The sequence below is a fragment of the Sulfurimonas sp. CVO genome, assembly GCF_009883775.1.
GTDB lineage: Bacteria > Campylobacterota > Campylobacteria > Campylobacterales > Sulfurimonadaceae > Sulfurimonas > Sulfurimonas xiamenensis.
Window position 1 is genome coordinate 922,283 of sequence record NZ_CP033720.1, and the last position, 20,360, is coordinate 942,642.

The window sequence follows — 20,360 nt, forward strand, 5'->3', positions numbered from 1 at the left end:
AATCTACATTACTAAAAAAACTAAAATCCTCTTTAAATAAAGATATAAATTTAACTTAAATTATATATTTGTCATATGTTTATAAAATAAATGCCAAAGCGTTAATTCTTCATACATATTTCAATTAAAAGCCCTAAAATATCCATTTTTGACACTCTAATCTATCAAAGAAAGACATTAAAAAACATATGTCTAGCTACCAAGTAGCTAAAAGATCTATGATTAAAAATCAAGCAGATTTATTATAGTTTTTTTCTTCATCATAATACTACTAAAATTAAATGACATAATGTACATTTAACATCATTTTCATCCATTTAAACGACTAAATATTTAAATAACGGCAAAAACATTTTTAAATGTATATTGATATTTAAAAGATTTTAACTAAAAATAGCCAAAACAGTGTATTTTGTCATATTTTTATCATTTAAATGAACATTTTCTGTGTTCATTTATTTAGCAAATATCAAGTTGTTTTATATATAATGTTCGTTAAATAAATAGTTATAGAATCAGTAGGGTAAAAAGCCCTAAACTATGGGCTTAAACATACTTTGTTTTGCAGGTGTGCCCAAACTTGTGCCCTTTTGTGTCAGGATACAAGTTATGAAGCTATTAAAAAAGCACCTCGTTTTTTATCTTTGTTCTCTACATATCTTGCATACATAGTGAGTGTAATAGCAGAAGTTGTATGACCTAGCATTTTACTAACCCATAATATATCTTCCCCATTGCTAATCATCATACTTGCAAAAGTATGTCTCATCTGATAAGGGTTTCTATACTCTATATCCAACTTATCGAATATACTTCTCCAATAAGTTTTAGAGATACACGCAAAGTCTGTAAACGGCTTTTTATAAAAGCTGTTAAAGAGATATTCACTTTCATCAATTTTATACTTTTGATGATTTTGTAAATAGGGAAGTAATATATCTATGATATCTACATCTCTAATACTAGATTTAGTTTTAGGATTTGACACAATATTGTGTCGTTTAGCTCGTCTTACTCTGATAATATTATTTTCAAAATCTATATCACTCCATTTAAGAGCTAATATTTCACCTGTTCTCATGCCGGTAAAAAACCCTATTGCAAATACTGCCCTCATCCTTTCTTGAACATGTTCTAAGATAGTAAATATCTCCTCTTGTTTAAAAGGCTTTATCTCATTTACTGCAATATTCTTAGGCTTTTTTACAAGTTTAAGAGGATTTCTAGTAATGAGTTCGTCTGCAAGTGCATCATTGAACATTACATTAAAAACTGCTCTTATCATAGAGAGCGATTTAGTAGATAAAGTTTCAAGAAGTTTTGCTTGCCAAGTGGCGATTTCAGAGGGTTTAATCTCATCTATCCTTTTATTGCCAAACTTAGGTTTTATATGTCTCTCATAAATATATTTATGATTCTCTTGACTTAAAGCTCTTCTATAAACTTCGTGAATTTTAAAGCTTATTTGCATAAATTCATCTACTGTTGGTACTTTTTTAACATTAGTAGTTTCAAGGAACTTATCTTGATTTAGTTTGTGTACTATTTCAGGAATTAGTTTAGTTTCGGCTAGTTTGCGGTTGACCTTTGTATCATCTAAACTCAAAGAGCGTCTATATCTTTTTGATTGATGATAAAATGTTATCCACAGCTTGCCTTTGCGATTGATTAATTTCATTTGTTGTCTCCTTAGAGATAACCCATTCATCAATTGCAACTCTATCAAAGAGTATTTTACCACTCTTTTTGTAAAAATGTATGCCCTCGATAAAGGTAGTATCTTTTATTTTATAAATTCTATCCTTTGAATAGCTAAGATATATTGCTAACTCTTTGACGCTTAACCAGCGTTTCACACTTGTATCTACCAATAATTTTTTCAGTAATTGCATATCATTTGATATCTGCTTTATAAGGTTTATATTTTCAAATTCAACATTCATGACACACCTACCGCACTATCGTTTGCTAGACCTTTATTTAAGAAATAAAGTCCTCTAAATTTAATACACATACCACACCGCCTAAAAAGGAAAATCATCATAAGATGATTTACCTCTGCATTTTAACTCTATAAACGCCAGTTCATTTTTTTTCATAAGAGCTTTTAAATCAGAGTCTGGATCTGTCATAAGATTTTCTAGCATTTTTATATACTTCTCTAGCTCTAAATCATTAAGCTCTTTTAGATTTATAGACTCTGATATAGTTTCATGAACAATTATCAACTCTTCTTTAATCTCTGATTCTTGAGGTTGAGTAACTAAATATTTAGGTTCTTTGCTCCTTTGAAACGCCTCCAATACCTCTTCATAAAACCGCTCATCAACTATAATGTTATGAATATATGCTTTTTTTGCAAGTATCAATTGCTCTTTTATGGCATCTTCAATAGTGTAAGAGTAGTTTTTTCTCTTTAGTCTCTCTAGCGGCATATCAAGTGCTAAAAAATCTTTTAGTTTGTACGAGTCGCTAAGATACTTCCATAAAGGATGAATCTCTGCTTTATATCTGTTTTGCGAATTGATAGAGTTCTCTGATATCGTAGATAAATCTACTAATCTGATTGCATCCATAGAGTCACGGAACAGTTTTTCGGCATGTCCTAGCAAGTCATCTACCGTATCAATTCCATAGGCTTTTAAGTGCTTTCTGTGCATCTCGAACTCTATGTTGAAGATATCATCCTCACGGTTAAAGCCGCTATTTAAAAAATACTCATACATTAACTCACTCTTTTTAGAGTTTTTCAGCTCCTCTTTTTTGTCATAGAGACGAAGTAAAAACGGCTCTTTTCCAATATATAGAGTTTGAAGTCTATATTTAGAGGAAACCTCTTTTAAATGAGTTGTATATCTACGTTTACGAGATACAAACATATCCTTTTGAAGCCATGACATGTCAGATTGAACAAATATATTTAAATCAGCTCTAGTAACTGGTTTATAGCCTGTTGTAACATCTTTAAATATATCATCCGTATATCTAAGAAGTGCTTTTAATCCCAACGTATAAATCCCGACCGCTGTAAACTGTACCTGTATATCGTTTAAAGCTCTGTTCGTCAGATTGTCTTTAAATCCAACCGTTAAAAAGTTATCCAAATGAGTGAACCAGTAAAAGCCCTGTGCCTTACCGTTAAACTCAAAAACTTGATTGCTGATTGCAACCTTTAAATCTTTATTTGAGTACGAGATATCTCGTTTTTCAAATCTTCCTTTGCTATCTTCTAGCTGGTCTAATATATCTAAGAAGAAGTCGTCATATAGATCATTGGACTCATAGAAGTAGTAAAGGGTATCTATTCCGCTAATCACATCTGGCAATTTAGCGGAAGTGTTATTTTTATCTTCCATCTTTTTACCTTGAAATATGTTAAGAACCGAGTGTTACCAAGAACTCGGATACAAATCTCTAGGCAAGAGCCGCACTTTTATTTTTTTAGTCGCCTAAAAAAGATAAAAAGTGCCTCTCTTGCTATGAGTTATATATTAGATACCGTAGTAACTACACTTTCCTATGACACCGACTGCGACCTCTACCGTTGAGCCGATTTTGTCCTTATAGAGATTTAGCTTCTCTTTTGGGATAGAGATATCCAAAAGTTCACTTTTTTTCTCACCGTTTTTTAAAGTTACCTCTTCTAAGAGCTGTAACTTTGGTTTTCCAGGAACGACAGTTCCATCCTCTTTAGTAAAATCCGAACTAATAAAAACTCCGAAAAGTTTTGCTTTGATGATATGCATTTTCATATCCTTTGAAGTTAAAATAACCTCAATGCATTAAGTACGTTTCGCTTTTGCGAATTTCAAATTTGATATGGTAGTTTAGTAAATTGATGGGAGCCGTGTCAGTAAAAAAAATGTTAGATAGGTAAGTCTCGAAAGTTTAATTTATTCTTAACTGTATTTATTAAGATATTTTGTGACTGTGACAAGGTAGTTTTCTGTAAATTTAATCTCATCATCCGTCTTTTTTATTTTCGTTCTATTGTCTGTAAAATCTAAAAGTCTAAGCCCTTTAAAAAAAGCTACTTCACGGATTGGTTTTATCGCTGTTTTCTCATTTATAATCGGCTTTTCATTTCCTCTTAGTTTTGGAAAAATAACATATGATGATAATTGAGCAAGTTTTATTTTATTTGTTACGGGTATGTCATAATCTTTATATATAGTGAACAAATATGCGTACCAACTGATATATAGATCGTGATTTGTAATATGCCCATCACTATTAATATATGGCTCTAAATTTGCAAGTTCATTAATCTCAAAATTATCTGAATACTGTTTTAGTCTAGCAAGTTCATGAACACTTCTTGCAATTATTCTATATTCATTCTCGTAATTTTCAATAAAGCCTAGTTTTAATTTTTCTGATTTATTATCGGCAAACACATTTTCTATAGCAGGTTTAAACATTGGATTTAAAAAAGCAACTTTGTCTTTTATATCTTTGCTTCCATTTGTAGCTGTATCAATATTTCTATTTGACGGTTTTTGTTTATAGCTTATTTCTAACTCATTATATGCTTTTAAATGAAGTTTTGCGTATAGATTTATATAAAAACATGAGTGCAAATATTTTTCATCATTGATTATTACAACTTTGTCATATTTCAATAAATCATAAATATTATATAACAACTCAAGATTGTATTTATCTTCTATATCATTGCTATTTTGAAGCTCATTTATTAAATCTCCATAAGTATGCTCATATACTTCTTCTCTCTCGTTGTCATCTATAAAATCACGAACTTTAAAGTTGTTTTCTTTGGCTTCTAGAACAGGCTTTAGCAAATTTTTTATATATTTTTCTAGTCCATATTTTGGGAAGTTTGGAAGCATTTCATGAAAAGTTGACTCAATAGATAAACAAGCTATACTATGCCAATTCTTTTTTTGCATTGCTTTAAATATTGAGTCGTAGTATTTTTTAACTATGTCTTGATTTATGTTTTGAAGTTCGTACATTTATTTTTATATCCTGAGATTTAGTGGCATTATGGTTTTCAAATATCTTTGAAATGTTATTATTCATTTTTATCAATCTCTATTTTTATAAGTTTAATACTTTTTACTCTTATTTTAACATTATGTTTGTCTAAATGAATAAAAATGAGGTTACATGCATATTATGTAACTTAATTTTAAAAAGTTTTTGATTGAGAAAATCATTTTTTAGCTACCGAGTAGCTAAAGTAATGTCTTTTAATGTCTTTTTTTGATAGATTAGAGTGTCAGAAGTGGCTATTTTATGCTTTTAAGTTTATTTTAAGATTCTCCAGTATTCGGAGCCATTTCACTTAAAACTTCGTAAAATAGGGCCTTCAAATCTTTGGCTTCGAACATTTGTATCATTAAATACTCCTCGTATAATAAATTTATACTTTTAATAACATAGTATATCAACTTTTAAAAATCTAAAATTAACCATTGATATTCCTTATCTCATAATAATTAATTAGATATAATATTTGAAAATAAAAAAACAAGGCTCAATACATGCTCATTTCACTTGCTTTAGGAATAATATTAGGTATAAGTTTATATCAAACTAGAAGTCATTTTAAAATTATGTCCATCATAGTAAGTATCTCAATAATAGTTGGTTTTGTGTCTATCTATAATTACACAAATTCTTTTCACTATGAAATGATGAAAGAAGCAAACCAACCAACACTTTCGGGAATAGCTTCTTTTTCAAGAGGTGCATTAGGAATGTTAATTCAACTTTCATTTGTAGTGTACATAGTTTTTTTTATTGCTAAAATATTTAAAAAAGGGAATAAAGATAATGTATCAAGTGGAAAATAATATACCCATAGGAAAGCCTAGCAATATGGATGTTCCTATTCAAAGCACAACCAATGAAATGGACCTAATTATATTTGCTATATATATTGGATTTTCTATTTTCTTATTAACTCTTACATGGTGGATAGATTTTAGAAAAAACAAAACCAAAGAACAAACTTCTAATATTGAAAAAATAAAAACTCAAAACTTTATTGAAGCATCATTTACTAATGTCAAATTTTACAAAGTTTTTATTGTAACTCAAATATTTTTTCTTATAGTTTTATTTATATTCGATATATCAAATGAAAATTGGGATTTAATTTTTTCATATAGTAGTTATAGTGGATTTAAAATAAACTCGACCTTATTTGATGGATATAGAAGTACTTCTATAATTGGGGATTACTTAACTATTGCTACATTTTTAATTCCAATTTTTTTATCAAAAAGTTTAGATTGGATTTTAAGGGATAATAAATGAAAATAGTTATAAGCATGTTTTTTACTTTTACTTTATTATTTTCTGATTATGCAAGTGATGCGAAAAAAACAAATGAAATTTTTAATCAAATTCCTTTATCTCAAATATTACGTACACTAACAAGTGAAGCTTCCAAATCTTTACCCATGAGAGTAGATAGGGCTACTAGATTGAGACGTGTATATTCACACAAGAATACCTTAACATATGCTAAAGAACTTGACATACAAGATAAAGAGTTTGCAAAATTGTGGAATAGGAAACAACAAAAGACAAAAATTATTGATGTAATGCAACAAGAAGATAGGCAAGTTATTTGTAATGAACTAATCATGGGTAACTTAATTAGAAACAAGAACTTAATAGTTCAATATACTTATGATGATGTTCAAGCTCACTTTTTATTTAGTCATAAAGTAGATAAAAAAACTTGTAAAAAAATAAAATAAACCTTTGAATACATTTCAATTAAAAGTACGAGATTTCACGCAAAAAACATCGGAAAACCTTTATGAATTTACCTCTTCTATATCTATACTTTATACGATATCTGAATACTCAAAAACACCTAGCGTAAAGAAATATCAAAAGTTCTTTGTAGCTACTCAACAACTAGCCATTCAAAACGCAATTCTATCTCTAGCAAAAATATTTGAGATTAATAAAAATAGTGTAAACATCAATAGTATAAATAACTACATCTTGACAAATATAAGGCAACTACCAACTTTGGAAATTGTTGATAATGAAGATTACAAGCACTTTCAAATTGACTTTGAAGCTAGTGAAGTTATTTTTGAAACTACATTTGATGATGATGGAAAACTCCTTTCTAGTCAATCAAAACATAAATTCGACAAAAATTATTCATGCAAAATAATAGCACATATAATCGCTAAACATAAAGATATTATAGAAGAGTATGAAGATGATATAAAAGCTCTAAAAAGTTTAAGAGATACAAAAATTGCTCATTCAGATAAAAAAACTATTAGCCTTGAAAAAACCACATGGGATAAATTAGATAAATTATCTGTATATGTGATTGAATATTTAGATATTATAGAACATGTTTTCCTTGCAGCATCTAGGTCTCTTAGCTCTGATGCCAAAAGAAATGGGCATTCTTTAAAAAGAATGCTATTAGAACTAAATGATATTTGTTAACGGCGGAGTTAAAATAGGCAGTATGAAAGCTGCTTAAAAAGTAGTTTTTACAACCAAAAGCTTAAAGAAACAGATTAGTTCTGTTAAAGTCTTTTTTCAAAAATTTGAAAGGAGACGAATGCTTAAAAAAGGTGAAGTAAAAATGATTCATAAAATGCTCAAAGATGGGCTGAGTAAAAGTTCCATTGCTCGTAAACTTGGTATCAGTAGAGATACATTTGCTCATCATCTACCATGTCAAGAAGTTTTTTGCGTTTTAGTGCAATTTTTATATCTTTAGTACGTAATGATACTCTAAAAAGTTTATAGTTTATTCTTCTCCGGTAATAAAAAGTTCGATTAACTTTGTACATTCGCAAAGAAATTGTATCTTTTTTAGACTTTTGTGTGTCATAATCCGAAGAGATTATATCTCTAAAACTACCTAAATAACAAGCTTTAGGGTTGTTTAATAAATTGTAGTCGGCTCCAGTATTCGGAGCTACTAATAATTTATCTTTTAATCATAGGTGTGTCCAAAATGTACCAATATATAACTATATTATATTTAATATCCAATTTGATGAGAGTTGCAAAAGTACGCTTTTATGGGTATCTTTAGTTTTTAATTGCTATAACTCTGTAATAAATAGTTATGCTAAAAAGGAGTCATAGTGGCTAAAGAGCTTATTTGTACGAATTGTGGTTATATAGGTCATCCAAAAAAAGTTACCAAGGGAAGCTTTTTTATGGAGGTTATTTTGTGGTTCCTATTTATTGTGCCGGGAATTATTTATTCCATATGGCGATTGACAACTAGATATAATGCATGTCCATTCTGTGGTGCTTCAAACATGGTTCCTTTAGATTCTCCAATGGGAAAAAAGCTAGCCGCAGAAATCCAAAGTTCATCTGCTTCAACAAGCGAAGCATAACAAATCACGGCACTACCAATATGAAACCCGCACGCGGGTTTCATATTGGTGTGTTCAAATGTTATCTGATGAAAGTAAATTTTTATATTTTAATAATTTATAAAGTCAATAGTAAACTTTAGATAAGATTAAAAATATTAAAAGGATTAGTAAAATAATGAGTACGATAATAAGAACACAATATTTTAGAGAATATAGAAAAGAGCTTGGTTTTACGAATCAAGGTGATGTAAAAAGTTTTTTTGTGGGAAACTATTATGAATAATATATATAATGGATTAAGTAATTTATTTAAAAAGAATTTAGCTGATGTTGCAAAGGACTATGATTATTCGCAAAGTAATATTTATATTTTAGAAAATAATTTTGAAAAATTACAAGTAGAATATTCAGATGTGTGGAAATCACTTCAGAGCTGTAAGCATCAAAGAGATAAACGAACTATAGAAGAATATGCAAAAGATTTAGTTTCATCTTGGGTCTATGAAGATACTGTTTTGATTTATTTAAGAGATAGTTTTGAAATTGATTTATATGGTGCTGATAGAGAAAGGAATATTTTACCTAGTAGCAAAGTTTCTACAGATAGTGACTTTTGTATTAAAAAGGATAATGAGTTAATAAATGTAGAGCTAGTCAATTCATATACAAACTATTGGAAAGCATACCAACGAATAGATTTAAGAGATAATAAATTTGAAAATCTTAAAGAGAAACAAGCATTACTTATATGCATAGACATCTATAATAAAGAATTTTATTTTATTAATTTAAAAAGAAATAATGATAATATAAAATATATTCAATACCATCAGCCATATGGAAAACCAGCTTATCAAATATTATTAAACAATACTAATGTTTTTTCATTTTCAATTAAAAATCTAATTAAAGAATTAAATAAGGTTTTAAATGAAAAAGTTTAAAGTTTTAGATTTATTTGCAGGAGTTGGTGGACTGAGTTATGGCTTTGCTTATGATGAAAACTTTGAAATAGTAGCAGCAAATGAACTTTTACCTGATATGGCAAAAGCTTATTCACTAAATCATCCGACTGTTAAAATGTATAATTGTGATATAAAAGATTTTGGACTTGAAAATCTTAACTCTGATTTACAAATTAAAAAAGGTGATATTGATATAATTGTAGGTGGTCCTCCTTGTCAAGCATTTTCAACAGTTGGTAAAAGATTAATTAATGACCCAAGAGGTAAATTATTTCAAGAATATTATAGAGTTTTAGAAGAGTTAAATCCAAAAATATTTTTGTTTGAAAATGTTAAAGGACTTGTATCAATGCAAAAAGGAGAATTGTTAAAAACGATACTATCTCTTTTTGAATCATTGGGATATAAAGTTAAATATGAAGTTTTAAATTCAGCAGATTATGGTGTTCCTCAAATTAGAGAAAGAGTTATAATAATTGGTACAAAATTAAATCAAGAATTTAAATATCCTAAACCAACTCATTATAGTGCAAATGATAGTAATATTTCCAATCAAGACTTAAAACCTTATTTAACACTATCAGAAGCGATAAGTGATTTACCATTTATCAAAAATAATCAAGAGAGTTTCGAATATAGTAGTGAAGCAAAAAATGAATTTCAAAAATTAATGAGAAAAAAAGCACCTGAAAAATTAATGGATCATAATGCACCAAAAAACAATGATAAGTTAGTTCAACTAATGGAGTGTTTACCTGATGGAGGAACACCACAAGATGTACCAGAAGAATTAAGACCAAATAGTGGATTTAAAAATACATATTGTAGATTATGGTGGGAACGACCAGCACCAACAATCACAAGGAATTTAAGTACTCCATCATCATCAAGATGTATTCATCCAAAAGCACCAAGACCATTAACAACAAGAGAAGGTGCAAGAATACAATGTTTTCCAGATAATTATATTTTTTATGGCTCAAGAAGCTCTAAAAATTTACAAATAGGAAACGCAGTACCTACTTTTTTATCAATTGTTTTAAAAAATTCAATTAAACAGCACTTAGAAACAGATAACAAATTGTTGGAAAATAACAAGGGTATAGAGCGAGAGTTTGAAACTTTAAATAAGAAAGCAAGTTAAATTTGAAATCAAACTTTTACTCTTAAATATCCCCTTGTTTTTCAATTCAGTCGTTATACTATACAATTACTGTAAATCCATAGATAGTCAAAAGGAAAAATAATGAATGTATTAGAAGCTTTGCAAAAACGAAAATCCGTTAGAGCTTTTTTAGATAAATATGTAGAAAAAGATACCATAAAAACTATTTTGGAAAATGCAAAATGTGCCCCGTCAGGTGTTAATATGCAACCTTGGACAGTCTGTGTTGTCAGCGGAGATAAAAAAAAAGATATTGAGACTAAAGTTATTGAAGCATTTGAAAGTGGCAATAAAGCGAAGATGGATTACCACTATTATCCCCCTCAATGGGATGAACCGTACAAAAGTAGAAGAAAAGAGACGGGTCTTTTGATGTATCAGACTTTAGGGATCGATAGGGAAGACAAAGAGAAGCAGATTGCTCAATGGAAAGCCAATTATAGAGCGTTTGACGCATCAGTTGTCTTGTACTTCTTTATCGATTCCGCATTGGAAAAAGGTTCTTATCTGGATTACGGCATGTTTTTACAATCCATTATGTTGGCAGCAACGGACTTGGGACTGGGGAGCTGTCCTCAGGCTGCTTTAGCTGAGTTTCCCGCTATCGTCAAAAAGGAGTTGGATATTGGAGAAGATAAAGTACTGCTTTGCGGCATAGCATTGGGTTATGAAGACACCAGTGCTCCGATCAATAATTATCGCACAGAGCGTATTTTATTGGAAGAGTTTGTTTCTTTTTACGATTCATAGATATCAGTATCGTTTGTTTGGCAGTAATAGCATAACCCAACCAAAGGAGACCAATCAAAAAGCCGCGCACGAGTTTTTGATTGGTAATTTCAAACATTAGACATAGGAGTAATAATGCATAGCCCAGAATTCCAGCAGCAATTGGGACAGCTAGTTTTAAATGCAGGATTTGTAGAATCAGATATTCGTAACGCTATCTTAACTTTATGTAAACCTAATTCAAAACAAGCTTCTCTTCTTTTAATACCACAAGCATCAATGTCAAATAAAGTTGAGTTATTAAAACGAGTATTTGTTTCAGAAATTAATGAGGCAAATCAAAAAGATTGGTTTGATTTAATTAAAGACATTACTGAATTATTTCAATTCAGAAATCAAATATTTCATAGAAGGACTTCGAACCAATCCTTATATTGAAATGTCGAATGAATGGGATGCAGTTCATTTGGCATTACTTCCAGGAATATCAGGCAAAATGTATAAAGGCGTTAAAGAACGAAAGCATGATGAATGGCAAAATTCTGGATTTGGCTATAATGCCACTAAATCTCAGGACACTAAAGTTAATGATATAATAAAAATTTAAAACTATTAATGAAAAAATTGACAATTACAAACAGCTATAAAGTGGAGATAAAGTGAAAAATCGTAAAATAGTAGTCGCAGCAAGTGGTGCAAGCGGGGTTAATCTGGGATTAAAAGTCATTCAACTGCTTCCTAAAAATATTGACAAACATTTTATTATGACACAAAATTCAAAGATAGTCTTACATAAAGAGATGGATGCAACCATTCATGACAATAATGACATTTCAGCAAGCGTTGCATCAGGCTCTTTTGGAGTAGATGCCATGATAATAGCACCTTGCAGCATGAATACATTAGCAAAAATTGCATGTGGTATTGCTGACAATTTAGTTACAAGATGCGCGAGTGTAATGATAAAAGAGCATAAAAAACTTATCTTAGCGCCGCGAGAGATGCCATTTTCTGCAATAGCGCTCGAAAATATGCATAAATTGGCAACTTTAGGAGTTATTGTAGCACCTCCTGTTATGGCATATTACTCTAAACAACAAACTTTAGATGAGATGGAAAACTTTATTATAGGTAAATGGTTTGATCTACTTAATATTGAAAATACTTTATACAAAAGGTGGGAATAATGAAAAAAATAGCACTCTATCCAGGAACATTTGACCCTATTACAAATGGTCATTATGATATTATTGAAAGGGCTTTAAATCTCTTCGACGAGCTTATTATAGCTGTTGCAATATCAACTGACAAAAAGCCTATGTTTACTCTGCAAGAGCGTATACATATGACAAAAGAGGCTGTTAAAAATCTCAAAAATGTTACCGTACTCGGATTTGACAATCTTACGGTTGAGTTAGCAAAAACACACAATGCCAATGTGCTAATCCGCGGTCTTAGAGCCGTAAGTGATTTTGAATACGAGTTGCAGCTTGGGTATCTTAACAACTCTCTTGATAAAAGCATTGAAACAGTATACTTAATGCCAAAACTGCAACATGCCTTTATTAGCTCTTCAAGTGTTAGAAATCTTTTAAAATTTAATGCCAAAACAGATCACTTGCTCCCAAAAGATGTTCAAAATATTATAGGAAAAATGAATTCATGTACATTGCAATAGAGGGAATTGATACTGCCGGAAAAAGTACACAGATTAAAAAATTAGAAAAACATTTTGACAATGCTGTTATTACAAAAGAGCCAGGCGGTACTGATGTAGGAAAAGAGATAAGAGAGATAGTGCTAAGTGCAAAAACAAAAAGTAAAAAAGCGGAATTTTTACTTTTTTTAGCAGATCGCGCCGAACATGTAAAAGAGATTATAAAACCAAATCTAGATAAAACAATCATATCTGACAGAAGTGCAGTAAGCGGAGTTGCTTATGCCTTGGCTCAAGGTGAAATAGAAAAAAAAGATTTACTATCTTTAAATAATTTTGCAACAGACGGCATATATCCTTCAAAAGTTTTTTTACTCTTTTTAGAAAAAAAAGAACTTGAATTTAGACTTTCACAAAAAAAACTAGATGGCATAGAATTAAGAGGCGTAGAGTATCTGCTTAACATTCAAAATTGCATTATTGAAGCTGCAAAACTCCTAAATATAGAACTTATAACAATCAATGCAGCTAAAAATATAGATGAAATTACAAAAGAAATATTAAATAATATAAAAAAATAGTTTTTTTAATTTTAGGCTAAATCTTATGGTTGGTACTAAATACTCACTCTATTTTTTACATTTACAAGCCAGTAAGAGACTGCTAATGCAACGATAACTACGCCTATCACTAAAAGTTCATTACCTTTTTCTGAAGAGAGTGAGTAAATTAACACTTTTCTAATCAGAGCTGCCATAGCAAGCATTATAAAAGCTCCAATAGCAAACCCTTTGCCTTGTAAATGATTAATCTCTTCATGAATGAGCTCGATTGCCGCCCATAATACGAGCAAGCTTCCAAGAACAGTCAAGATTCCTTTCTCTATGCCAATATCTGTAAAAAAAAGCAGATATATATCATAAACAAACAGTCCTATTGCAAAAAATGCCACTAATGCCAAAGATCCCGCTAAGAAAAAATTGATATATGAATTGAATTTTTTCAAACCTGATAAAACTGTTTTTTCAAATTTAGAGAGAGATAAAAATTTACTAAGCTCCTCCTCTCTATATGAACTTGTAAGTGTATCAAGATTGATATCTACAATCTTCTCAACCGCCTCTATCTCTTTTAAGCGCTGTATCTCATCTTTGGAATTTTTTTCAATATTTTTTATGATAAAAGTTCTTACAAATGTAAATGCAGAATTTACATAGTGTGTCGGAAGTCCAATTCGCACATGTATTTCACCGATTTTATAGAGGTAAGTAAAATAGTGCAGATCATATTTACCGCAAAAAAGATTTATAAACCACGCTTTTATTTTAGTGCGGTGATAATCAATAATTTTTTGATTTTTAAGAAATTTTGCAGTTGAACCAAATCCCCAAATATAATCATAAAATTCATCAATAAATTTATCTGCAAGCGCACTCATTTTAGGTTGAAGAGTTTGTAAAATTAAAGCCTCTTCCTGCGTAAATTTATAGTGCTCTTTTAAACTCTCATGCTGCTGCATTTTGTACCTTTATATTCAAGATTAATTATTCTATGTAAATAAAACTTGTATTTAACTCGTTACTCTATCTTGGTGTTGAAGTTCATCAAACACTTCACAAAAAGGGTCATGAATATCATTGCAAGGTTCTGCTGCGATAAAAATATTATTGTCTGTTTTATTAAAAGTTTTTGTTGCATGTTCCCAGTTTATATAGTTCCAAAACTCTTCTAAGTATTTTGGACGCATATTTCTATAATCAATATAATAAGCATGCTCCCATACATCACAAACAAATAGCGGTATCATATGCGACTTTAGAGGGTTGTCTGCGTTTTGAGTTGTTTTAACTGTTAAATGTCCATTAGGCTCTCTTACAAGCCATACCCAACCTGAACCAAAGAGTGCTGCTCCGGCTTTAATAAACTCCTCTTTTAGAGCTTCAACTGAACCAAAATCATTATTGATTTTCTCTAAAAGTTCTTTGCCGGGAAGAGATTTTTTGCCGCTTAAACTGCTCCAGTAAAAAGTATGGTTAAATACCTGTGCTGCATTATTAAAAACAGCTCCTTGCGAATCACGAATGATAGAAGAGAGAGACATTTTCTCATAAACTGTATTTTTAATTAACTCATTGAGTTTATTGACATACCCCGCATGATGCTTGTGGTAATGGTACTGTATTGTTTCCGAGGAGATAAAGGGTTCTAATGCATCTTCAGCAAATGGCAGTTTTGGTAATTCAATCATGACAATATCCTTGTTTATAATTTGTAATAAAATACTATAAGTATTAATAGTATAAGATACTTTTATTAAAAGAATGTAAAAAAAATTATCTACATTCAGATATTATTAAAATCACAATATTATTAGTCAATGAAATATAAGCAAAAAATGGTATCCTTTCAAATCAAATCAATAATAAATAAAATAGAATTTTCAAGGAAACAGATGATTACTTCACTAAGAGGCATGAACGATATCCTAAGTGATGATTATAAAAGATTTACTTACTTTATAGATACTGCCACTAAAATTGCGCAGAGATATGGCTTTCATTTTATAGAAACTCCTCTTTTAGAAGAGACTTCTCTTTTTAAGCGTTCAGTCGGAGAATCAAGTGATATTGTCGGAAAAGAGATGTATCAGTTTGTTGATAAAGGCGGAAATGACATCTGCTTACGGCCGGAAGGGACTGCCGGAGTTGTGCGCGCATTTATACAAAAAAAACTAGACCGCGCAGGTGGTGTACATAGATTTTTTTATCATGGAGCGATGTTTAGGTACGAAAGACCTCAAAAAGGCAGATTGAGACAATTTCATCAGTTTGGAGTTGAGAGCTTTGGAGTTGAGAGCGTTTATGAAGATGCAAATATGATTATGATGGTGAGTGATATTTTAAAAGAGCTGGGTATTGGTTACAGGCTGCAGCTTAATTCTCTAGGCTGTATTGAGTGCATGCCATCTTACCGTAAAAAATTAATTCATTTTGTGCAAGAGTGCAAAGATACAATCTGTGAAGACTGCATCCGAAGACTTGATACAAATCCCATAAGGGTGCTTGATTGTAAAAATGGTTCATGTCAAGAACTTTATATAAATGCACCTAAGCTTATGCAAAATCTATGTTCTGAGTGTGAAAAAGATTTTACTACATTAACAAAAATTTTAGATGACAACGCTATTGCATATGAGATAAATACAAATCTTGTAAGAGGATTAGATTACTACTCTAAAACCGCATTTGAGTTTGTAAGCGACAACATAGGAAGCCAAAGTGCAATAGCCGGAGGCGGAAGATATGATAGACTTGTAGAATTTTTAGACGGCCGCCCTACTCCAGCGGTAGGATTTGCTATGGGAATAGAAAGATTGATGGAACTTATAAAGATGCCTGAGGTTAAAAAGGAGGGTTACTATATTGGTGCCATGGATGATGAAAGTATTGATACAATAATAAAGGTTGCCCATAAAAAAAGAGAATCAAATCTTGTAATTGTAGATTACAAATCAAAAAATCTCAAAAATCATCTCAAAGCTGCTGATAAAACAAATGCTAAATATTGTGCAGTTATAGGTTCTGAGGAGATGAAAAATGGTACTATTTGGGTGAAAAATTTAGAAGATAAAACAGAAAAAACAGTAACCCTGGAAGATTTTTAATATTTTATGAGGATATTTTTATGAATAATTTCGGTCTTGATATTTGGTCTAACAAAAATTTTATTATTGAAGACGGCCAGATAAAATTAAACTATAAGTGCATGCCATCATTGCTTCAAATTGTTGAAGATATTCGCTTAAATGATGTAAGAGGTCCTATTTTACTCAGATTTCCTCATCTTATTAAAAGCCAAATCAGAACTCTTTACAGTTACTTTGATAAGGCTATACAGCAAAATAACTATAAAGGAAATTTCAACGCTGTTTTTCCTTTAAAGGTAAATCAATTTCCACATGCAGTAGAGGCTGTAACTTCTCAAGGAGCTCAATATAGTTACGGTTTGGAGGCAGGTTCTAAAGCAGAGCTGATACTTGCAATGAGCAAAACTCCGATGGGTGCTAACATTACAGTAAACGGTTTTAAAGACAAAGAGATGATTACTTTGGGCTTTATAGCTGCACAAAGCGGACACAATATTACAATTACGATAGAGGGATTGGGTGAACTTGAAACTATTATAGAAGTTGCAAAAGAGTGTGACCTTAAAGTCCCAAATATCGGTATAAGAGTTAGACTTCACAGCGCAGGCAGCGGTATCTGGGCAAAAAGCGGAGGAATGGATGCAAAATTTGGTTTAACCTCTACCGAAATCATAGAGGCAATTGCCCTTTTAAAAGATGCAAAACTGCTAAATCAACTCAATATGGTCCATTTTCATATCGGTTCACAAATGTCTGATATAGCACCTCTAAAAAAAGCGCTTCGTGAAGCTGGAAATATCTATGCCGAACTCAAAAAAATGGGAGCTACATCTCTAAAGAGCATTAATATCGGAGGCGGTTTGGCAGTTGAGTATGATCAGCATGTTATGTCAAGTGCAAGAAACTACTCTATAGATGAGTTTTCAAGCAGTGTTGTTTTTCTTTTGGGCGAAATTATGAATGCAAAAAATGTTGAGCATCCTGACATCTTTACGGAATCGGGACGATTTATCGTTGCTTCACACGCCGTGCTTATTACACCTGTTCTTGAACTATTTACGCAGGATTATCAAGAGAAACTGCTTAATTTCAAAAAAAACAATCCTCCTCTAATTGAGGAACTTATAGAGCTAAACAGACTTTTAAACAACACAAATTGTATAGAGTATCTGCATGATGCACTTGATCATATGGAGTCACTATTAACTCTTTTTGATTTGGGATATATAGATCTACAAGATCGTTCCAACGCAGAAATTTTAGTTCACAATATTATCAAAAAAGCACTCTATCTAAAATCTGCAAATCCAACAGATGAGTTAGCGCAACTACAAGTAAAACTGCAGGAAAGATACCTTATTAACGCTTCCATATTTCAAAGTCTGCCTGATTATTGGGGATTAAATCAACACTTTCCTGTTATGCCACTGCACCATTTAAACACTGTTCCACTAAGGGCAGCTTCTTTATGGGATATTACATGCGACAGTGATGGTGAAATTGGTTTCAATCCTGACAAACCTCTCTATCTACATGATGTAAATTTGGATGAAGAGGATTATTTTTTAGGATTTTTTAATGTAGGTGCTTATCAAGAGACACTTGGAATGAATCACAACCTCTTTACGCATCCAAGCGAATATACCGTTATTATAGATGAGAACAGTTATGAAATAAAAAATGCGGTTGAATCAAAAAATATATTAGAGATACTAAATACTCTTGGTTATGATGAAGAAGAAGTTTTTAATAAGCTTAAAAACGATTTATCAAATTCTCATTTTATTACTGAGCAAGAAAAAAATGATACACTTGCAAAATTAGAGTTATTTTTAAAGCAAAATGGCTATTTAAGAACTACATATTAGGAGCTTATCTTGGGACTTTATGCCGAAATCAAAGAAGATTTTTCTAATGCTTATAAAAATGATCCGGCATTAAATTCTAAATTTGATTTTTTATTTAATTACCCAGGTGTATGGGCATTGGCTTGGTATAGAATTGCTAATAGACTTTATAAGGCAAACTTTAAAAGTCTTGCAAGAATCATTATGGGTTTTAGTCAATTTTTAACAAATATAGATATACATCCTGGTGCCGTAATTGGAAAAAGAGTCTTTATCGACCATGGATTTGGAGTTGTTATAGGACAAACGACAATAGTAGAAGATGATGTTTTAATTTATCAGGGAGTAACTCTTGGCGGTGTTTCTCTAACGCACGGAAAAAGACATCCTACAATAAAAAAAGGTGCCGTAATAGGTGCTGGAGCAAAAGTTTTAGGAAATATTACTATTGGTAAGTATGCTAAGATTGGAGCGAATTCTGTTGTTGTTAAAAATGTGCCTGATAATGCTACTGCTATAGGAATTCCTGCACATGTTATAGAAAAAGGAAGATGTAAAGAGCCTCTTATGCACAATTTGCTTCCTGACATAAATAAAGAGATGTTTGAATATATGCTAAAGCGTGTTGCAGTACTGGAGCATATATTGGTTGAAGATAATAAAGATCTTCTTGATCAAGATTTAGAATTAGAAAAAATTTATGAATCTTTTATTAAGGCTATGAAAAACTGAAATTTCAATATAAATACCTACTAATATATTAAATTATTTTAGTATAATTCGCTCAATATTTTTTAAAAAAGGGTTCGTATGTTAACAGATCGCATTAACACACTATCAGAATCAATTACAATTGCAATTTCAACGCTTGCTACAGAATTAAAAGCTCAAGGCAAAGATATCATCAGCTTCTCTGCAGGTGAACCTGATTTTGATACTCCTCAAGTTATTAAAGATGCTGCAATAGCTGCTATAAATGAAGGTTTTACAAAATACACGGCTGTTGACGGTATTCCTGCTCTTAAAACAGCAATATCAAATAAGCTAAAAAGAGAAAACGGGTTAACTTATGCTCCCAATCAAATAATCACAAATAACGGTGCAAAGCACTCTTTATTTAATCTTTTTGCAGCAACAATTCAAAAAGGAGATGAAGTTATTATTCCTTCTCCTTATTGGGTTACCTATCCTGAATTAGTTTCATATTTCGGCGGATCTGTAGTTGAGATAGAAACACATGATGATAATGAATTTAAAATAACGCCTGAACAATTAAAAAAAGCTCTTACATTTAAAACAAAAATGCTGGTACTTACAAGCCCTTCAAATCCAACAGGTGCAGTTTATTCAAGAGCTGAACTTGAAGAAATTGGGAAAATTCTAGAAGGAACTAATATTATAGTTGCAAGTGATGAGATGTATGAAAAACTTATCTATGACGGTGAGTTTACATCTGCAGCAGCGGTAAGTGATGATATGTTTAAAAGAACAGTGACCATTAACGGTCTTAGCAAATCAGTTGCCATGACAGGATGGAGATTTGGTTATATGGCAGCTCACAACACTGAACTTATTCAAGCAACAAAAAAACTTCAAAGCCAAAGCACTTCAAATATCAACTCTATAACGCAAAAAGCAGCAATTCCAGGTTTGGACGGTTCAGCCGATGCAGAGATTGAAAAGATGAGAGTAGCATTTAAAGAGCGTCGCGATGAAGCGGTAAAACTTATCAATGCGATTGACGGGCTTAGTGTCTATAAACCTAATGGCGCTTTTTATCTTTTTGTTAATATCAAAGAGATAAGCAATGATTCTATGCAGTTTTGTAAAGATCTTTTAGAAAAAAAAGGTGTTGCTGTAGTTCCGGGTGTCGGCTTTGGAAGCGAAGGATACTTTAGATTTAGTTTTGCAACAGATATAGATAGTATTCACGAAGGAATAAAAAGAATCGAAGAGTTTGTAAAAGAACTAAAAGCATAAAATAATTTTTAAATTTTATTATA

The 20,360-nt window shown here is 31.0% G+C and carries 25 protein-coding genes; 18 read left to right on the forward strand and 7 right to left on the reverse strand.

The genetic code is table 11. The features are described 5' to 3' along the window. Window positions 1–607: 607 nt before the first annotated feature. The 5 genes from CVO_RS04675 to CVO_RS04695 all read right to left on the reverse strand — a co-directional run bounded on the left by CVO_RS04675 (window position 608) and on the right by CVO_RS04695 (window position 4,976). Complete coding sequence (locus tag CVO_RS04675) at window positions 608–1,678, reverse strand: site-specific integrase (protein ID WP_241691018.1); 1,071 nt, start codon at window positions 1,676–1,678, stop codon at window positions 608–610. Continuing rightward, a complete protein-coding gene (locus tag CVO_RS04680) occupies window positions 1,614–1,943 on the reverse strand; it encodes a helix-turn-helix domain-containing protein (RefSeq protein WP_159570371.1) in 330 nt (109 codons plus the stop codon). Before CVO_RS04680 ends, CVO_RS04675 begins: the two co-directional genes overlap by 65 nt. An 81-nt stretch (window positions 1,944–2,024) precedes the next feature. Further along, complete coding sequence (locus tag CVO_RS04685; protein WP_241691019.1) at window positions 2,025–3,356, reverse strand: hypothetical protein; 1,332 nt, start codon at window positions 3,354–3,356, stop codon at window positions 2,025–2,027. A 135-nt stretch (window positions 3,357–3,491) separates the two neighbouring features. Further along, window positions 3,492–3,746, reverse strand: a complete 255-nt coding sequence (locus tag CVO_RS04690) for a hypothetical protein (protein ID WP_159570374.1) — start codon at window positions 3,744–3,746, stop codon at window positions 3,492–3,494. A 153-nt stretch (window positions 3,747–3,899) separates the two neighbouring features. Next, complete coding sequence (locus CVO_RS04695) at window positions 3,900–4,976, reverse strand: hypothetical protein (protein WP_159570377.1); 1,077 nt, start codon at window positions 4,974–4,976, stop codon at window positions 3,900–3,902. Window positions 4,977–5,507: 531 nt separating this feature from the next. On the opposite strand from CVO_RS04695, the gene CVO_RS04700 reads away from it, so the two are divergent. From CVO_RS04700 to tmk, 14 genes are all read left to right on the forward strand, one after another. After that, entirely contained in the window at window positions 5,508–5,819 is a 312-nt protein-coding gene (locus tag CVO_RS04700) for a hypothetical protein (RefSeq protein ID WP_159570380.1), read from the forward strand. Continuing rightward, entirely contained in the window at window positions 5,809–6,285 is a 477-nt protein-coding gene (locus CVO_RS04705) for a hypothetical protein (RefSeq protein ID WP_159570383.1), read from the forward strand. Before CVO_RS04700 ends, CVO_RS04705 begins: the two co-directional genes overlap by 11 nt. After that, on the forward strand, window positions 6,282–6,734 hold the full coding sequence (locus CVO_RS04710) for a hypothetical protein (protein WP_159570386.1): 453 nt from the start codon (window positions 6,282–6,284) through the stop codon (window positions 6,732–6,734). The genes CVO_RS04705 and CVO_RS04710 overlap by 4 nt, the downstream gene beginning before the upstream one ends. A 4-nt stretch (window positions 6,735–6,738) precedes the next feature. Continuing rightward, window positions 6,739–7,452: an AbiU2 domain-containing protein gene (locus CVO_RS04715; protein ID WP_159570389.1), complete on the forward strand. Its 714-nt coding sequence runs from the start codon at window positions 6,739–6,741 to the stop codon at window positions 7,450–7,452. A gap of 118 nt (window positions 7,453–7,570) precedes the next feature. After that, window positions 7,571–7,732 carry a hypothetical protein gene (locus tag CVO_RS04720; protein ID WP_188093948.1) on the forward strand — a complete coding sequence of 54 codons (162 nt, stop codon included), beginning with the start codon at window positions 7,571–7,573 and terminating at the stop codon, window positions 7,730–7,732. A 373-nt stretch (window positions 7,733–8,105) separates the two neighbouring features. After that, entirely contained in the window at window positions 8,106–8,366 is a 261-nt protein-coding gene (locus CVO_RS04725; RefSeq protein WP_159570392.1) for a YqaE/Pmp3 family membrane protein, read from the forward strand. Between the two features lie 257 nt (window positions 8,367–8,623). Continuing rightward, on the forward strand, window positions 8,624–9,292 hold the full coding sequence (locus tag CVO_RS04730) for a hypothetical protein (protein ID WP_159570395.1): 669 nt from the start codon (window positions 8,624–8,626) through the stop codon (window positions 9,290–9,292). Next, window positions 9,279–10,457 (forward strand): DNA cytosine methyltransferase, encoded by a 1,179-nt coding sequence (locus CVO_RS04735; RefSeq protein WP_159570398.1) that lies wholly within the window; start codon window positions 9,279–9,281, stop codon window positions 10,455–10,457. Before CVO_RS04730 ends, CVO_RS04735 begins: the two co-directional genes overlap by 14 nt. A 102-nt stretch (window positions 10,458–10,559) precedes the next feature. Further along, entirely contained in the window at window positions 10,560–11,228 is a 669-nt protein-coding gene (locus CVO_RS04740; RefSeq protein WP_159570401.1) for a nitroreductase, read from the forward strand. Between the two features lie 114 nt (window positions 11,229–11,342). Further along, window positions 11,343–11,645: a hypothetical protein gene (locus CVO_RS04745; protein ID WP_159570404.1), complete on the forward strand. Its 303-nt coding sequence runs from the start codon at window positions 11,343–11,345 to the stop codon at window positions 11,643–11,645. Between the two features lie 28 nt (window positions 11,646–11,673). After that, on the forward strand, window positions 11,674–11,814 hold the full coding sequence (locus CVO_RS04750; RefSeq protein WP_159570407.1) for a hypothetical protein: 141 nt from the start codon (window positions 11,674–11,676) through the stop codon (window positions 11,812–11,814). 52 nt (window positions 11,815–11,866) lie between these two features. Then, a complete protein-coding gene (locus tag CVO_RS04755; protein ID WP_152299327.1) occupies window positions 11,867–12,394 on the forward strand; it encodes a UbiX family flavin prenyltransferase in 528 nt (175 codons plus the stop codon). Continuing rightward, entirely contained in the window at window positions 12,394–12,885 is a 492-nt protein-coding gene (gene coaD, locus CVO_RS04760; protein ID WP_152299326.1) for a pantetheine-phosphate adenylyltransferase, read from the forward strand. Before CVO_RS04755 ends, coaD begins: the two co-directional genes overlap by 1 nt. Next, window positions 12,870–13,445, forward strand: a complete 576-nt coding sequence (tmk, locus tag CVO_RS04765; RefSeq protein ID WP_152299325.1) for a dTMP kinase — start codon at window positions 12,870–12,872, stop codon at window positions 13,443–13,445. Before coaD ends, tmk begins: the two co-directional genes overlap by 16 nt. A 35-nt stretch (window positions 13,446–13,480) precedes the next feature. Here tmk and CVO_RS04770 read toward each other — a convergent pair whose 3' ends face one another. Both CVO_RS04770 and CVO_RS04775 read right to left on the reverse strand, forming a co-directional pair. Continuing rightward, window positions 13,481–14,383 (reverse strand): protoglobin domain-containing protein, encoded by a 903-nt coding sequence (locus tag CVO_RS04770; protein ID WP_152299324.1) that lies wholly within the window; start codon window positions 14,381–14,383, stop codon window positions 13,481–13,483. Window positions 14,384–14,434: 51 nt separating this feature from the next. Continuing rightward, entirely contained in the window at window positions 14,435–15,112 is a 678-nt protein-coding gene (locus CVO_RS04775) for a superoxide dismutase (RefSeq protein WP_159570410.1), read from the reverse strand. Window positions 15,113–15,316: 204 nt separating this feature from the next. Between CVO_RS04775 and hisS the strand changes: the two genes are divergently transcribed. The 4 genes from hisS to CVO_RS04795 all read left to right on the forward strand — a co-directional run bounded on the left by hisS (window position 15,317) and on the right by CVO_RS04795 (window position 20,337). After that, window positions 15,317–16,528, forward strand: a complete 1,212-nt coding sequence (hisS, locus tag CVO_RS04780; protein ID WP_152299322.1) for a histidine--tRNA ligase — start codon at window positions 15,317–15,319, stop codon at window positions 16,526–16,528. A 20-nt stretch (window positions 16,529–16,548) separates the two neighbouring features. Further along, a complete protein-coding gene (speA, locus tag CVO_RS04785) occupies window positions 16,549–18,378 on the forward strand; it encodes a biosynthetic arginine decarboxylase (protein ID WP_152299321.1) in 1,830 nt (609 codons plus the stop codon). 9 nt (window positions 18,379–18,387) lie between these two features. Continuing rightward, a complete protein-coding gene (gene cysE / locus CVO_RS04790; protein WP_152299320.1) occupies window positions 18,388–19,089 on the forward strand; it encodes a serine O-acetyltransferase in 702 nt (233 codons plus the stop codon). Between the two features lie 78 nt (window positions 19,090–19,167). Further along, the gene (locus tag CVO_RS04795; protein ID WP_159570413.1) at window positions 19,168–20,337 is read left to right on the forward strand and encodes a pyridoxal phosphate-dependent aminotransferase; all 1,170 of its coding nucleotides are present in this window, start codon (window positions 19,168–19,170) and stop codon (window positions 20,335–20,337) included. Window positions 20,338–20,360 lie beyond the last annotated feature (23 nt).